The following is a 2,410-nucleotide window of genomic DNA, read 5'->3' on the forward strand; positions in this document are numbered from 1 at the left end:
TCAAACCATGCAAACAATCTCTGCCAAAGAGGCGAAGTATCACTTCGGCAAGCTCATCGACATAGCGCGGGCGGAGCCTGTTACTGTCGAGAAGCATGGACGGGCGGTTGTCGTGGTTCTGGCGGTCGAGGAATATGAGCGCTTGAAAGCGATTGAAGCGGGGCAGAATGGTTGATCAGGTGGGCATGAACGGGGCATTCACGCTGTCGCAAAGGGACTTCCGATGGTGAGCAACGCCCGGGAAATTGAACGTGCCGAGCTGCACAAGACCATCTGGCGCATCGCCAATGACCTGCGGGGCAGCGTCGATGGGTGGGATTTCAAGAGCTACGTGCTCGGCATGTTGTTCTACCGGTTCATCTCGGAAAACCTGACCAGCTATCTCAACGAACAGGAGCGGCGCGCAGGCAACCCGGCCTTTGACTATGCTCGCCTGTCCGATGCCGATGCGGAGTTCGGCCGCGCCGAAACGGTCAGGGAAAAAGGCTTCTACATCCTTCCCAGCGAACTTTTCGCCAATGTGCGCGACCGCGCCCGGCACGATCCCGATCTGAACCAAACCCTGGAGCGGGTTTTCAAGCACATCGAAGGTTCGGCGATCGGCGCGGAAAGCGAAGACGATTTCAAGGGCCTGTTCGACGACCTTGACGTGAACAGCGCCAAGCTTGGCCCCACTGTTGCAAAGCGCAATGAAAAGCTGGTCAAGCTGCTTGATGCCATCGGCGATCTGCCGCTGTCCGAAGGCGGGTTTTCGGAAAGCAGCATCGATCTGTTCGGCGATGCCTATGAATATCTGATGCAGATGTATGCCTCCACCGCCGGGAAATCGGGCGGTGAGTATTACACCCCGCAGGAGGTTTCCGAGCTGCTCGCCCGGTTGACCGTGGCAGGCAAGGATGAGGTCAACAAGGTTTACGATCCTGCCTGCGGTTCCGGGTCGACAAGGTTCTGTTCGTGGTCGACCGCAAGGATCTGGATTACCAGACCATGCGCGAATACGAGCGGTTCGAAAAAGGCGCGGCCAACTCCAACACCTCGACCTCGGTGCTGCAACGGCAACTGGAAGACTCCAACGCCCGGATCATCATCACCACCATCCAGAAGCTGTCGCGCTTTGTCGCCAAGAACAAGAAGCACCCCGTCTATGACGCCCATGTCGTGGTGATCTTCGACGAATGCCACCGCAGCCAGTTCGGTGACATGCACGCCGAAATCACCCGCGTATTCAAACGCTATCACCTGTTCGGCTTCACCGGCACGCCGATCTTTGCCGAAAATTCGGGCACTGGCGGCAACCCGCTGCGCCGCACGACTCAGCAGGCCTTTGGCGACAAGCTGCACACCTATACGATCGTCGATGCTATCAACGATAAGAACGTGCTGCCGTTCCGCATCGATTACATCAACACGATCAAGGCCGGGTCCGCGATCCGCGACAAGCAGGTGCCGGCCATCGACACCGAGCGGGCCTTGCTGGCGCCCGAACGCATTTCGCAGATCGTCGCCTATCCCCCCATCGGGTCGTGAAGCTGGGCGACAGGTTTTCTTGACGCATCCGCCATTCGCCGCCCTTGCGGGCCAGCCCCAGGCGGGCCTTGCCGCGACCGAAACGGGAGTTGATCTCGTCCAGCGCCGCCATCAGGCCGTCAGGCTGTTCAATCACGTCAAACAACGACGCTGGCACCGAGGTAGGATCGCCGAGGTCCAGCAACAGCACGCCAGCCTTCCTCCAGCCATACCCATCGCGCCAAATGCGATCGAAGATTCGCAGGACGGCATCGGTGATAACGCGGGTGTCGCTCGTCGGGCGCTGAAATGTAGCGGAACCCGACACCGACTTTTGCGCGGCGTTCTGGTCGAATGGGTCGGTCCGGATGAACAATTGGACCGCGCCCGCCACCTGTCCGGCATGCCGAACCTTCTCGGCCACCCGTTCGGCAAAGCTCATCACGGCATAGTGTACCTGACCCTTGTCGCGGATCGCTTCCCCGAAGGTCCGGGAGCAGCATGTCGTCTGGCGCGGCGCTGGCTGGTCGTCGAGCGCATGGCAGGCAATCCCGCGAAGCTCGTGAACCGTTTTCAAGCCGACGATACCCATGCGCTTCCTAACCCAGCCGTCCTGGGCGCAAGCAAGGTCATGGGCCGTGAGGATGCCGCGCTCCTCCAGCATCGCGCTCCAGCGCCGACCAATCCCCCAGACATCGCCCACGGCCGTCTTGCGCAGTGCCGCCTCCGTCCATTGTGGGTGATGGCTGAGATCAAGCACGCCGCCTGCCTTGGCTGATTTCTTCGCCAACCGATTGGCAACTTTGGCTAGGCCGTAAACTCATAAACGGTCTTGAGGTTTGATGGGCGTCGTTGTCTGCCTTCAGCGCCAATGGCACAGATTTGAGGTTGTGATTTAAGGAGG

Annotated in this window: 3 protein-coding genes and 1 pseudogene; 3 read left to right on the plus strand and 1 reads right to left on the minus strand. The window is 59.8% G+C overall.

What is annotated here, in order from left to right; genetic code table 11:
- Window positions 1-7 precede the first annotated feature (7 nt).
- The 3 genes and pseudogenes from HUW43_RS03600 to HUW43_RS03610 all read left to right on the plus strand — a co-directional run bounded on the left by HUW43_RS03600 (window position 8) and on the right by HUW43_RS03610 (window position 1,527).
- Window positions 8-175, plus strand: coding sequence for a type II toxin-antitoxin system Phd/YefM family antitoxin (locus tag HUW43_RS03600; protein ID WP_081659755.1), 168 nt, complete (start codon window positions 8-10; stop codon window positions 173-175).
- Between the two features lie 48 nt (window positions 176-223).
- Window positions 224-931: pseudogene (locus HUW43_RS03605) on the plus strand (type I restriction-modification system subunit M); the annotation flags it as partial.
- 56 nt (window positions 932-987) lie between these two features.
- On the plus strand, window positions 988-1,527 hold the full coding sequence (locus HUW43_RS03610) for a DEAD/DEAH box helicase family protein (protein ID WP_262926783.1): 540 nt from the start codon (window positions 988-990) through the stop codon (window positions 1,525-1,527).
- Here HUW43_RS03610 and HUW43_RS03615 read toward each other — a convergent pair.
- On the minus strand, window positions 1,412-2,170 hold the full coding sequence (locus tag HUW43_RS03615; RefSeq protein ID WP_317450809.1) for a DUF4113 domain-containing protein: 759 nt from the start codon (window positions 2,168-2,170) through the stop codon (window positions 1,412-1,414). The genes HUW43_RS03610 and HUW43_RS03615 overlap by 116 nt on opposite strands.
- Window positions 2,171-2,410: the final 240 nt, after the last annotated feature.

It is taken from the genome of Sphingopyxis sp. LK2115 (assembly GCF_014595975.1).
In the GTDB taxonomy this organism is placed as follows: Bacteria; Pseudomonadota; Alphaproteobacteria; order Sphingomonadales; family Sphingomonadaceae; genus Sphingopyxis.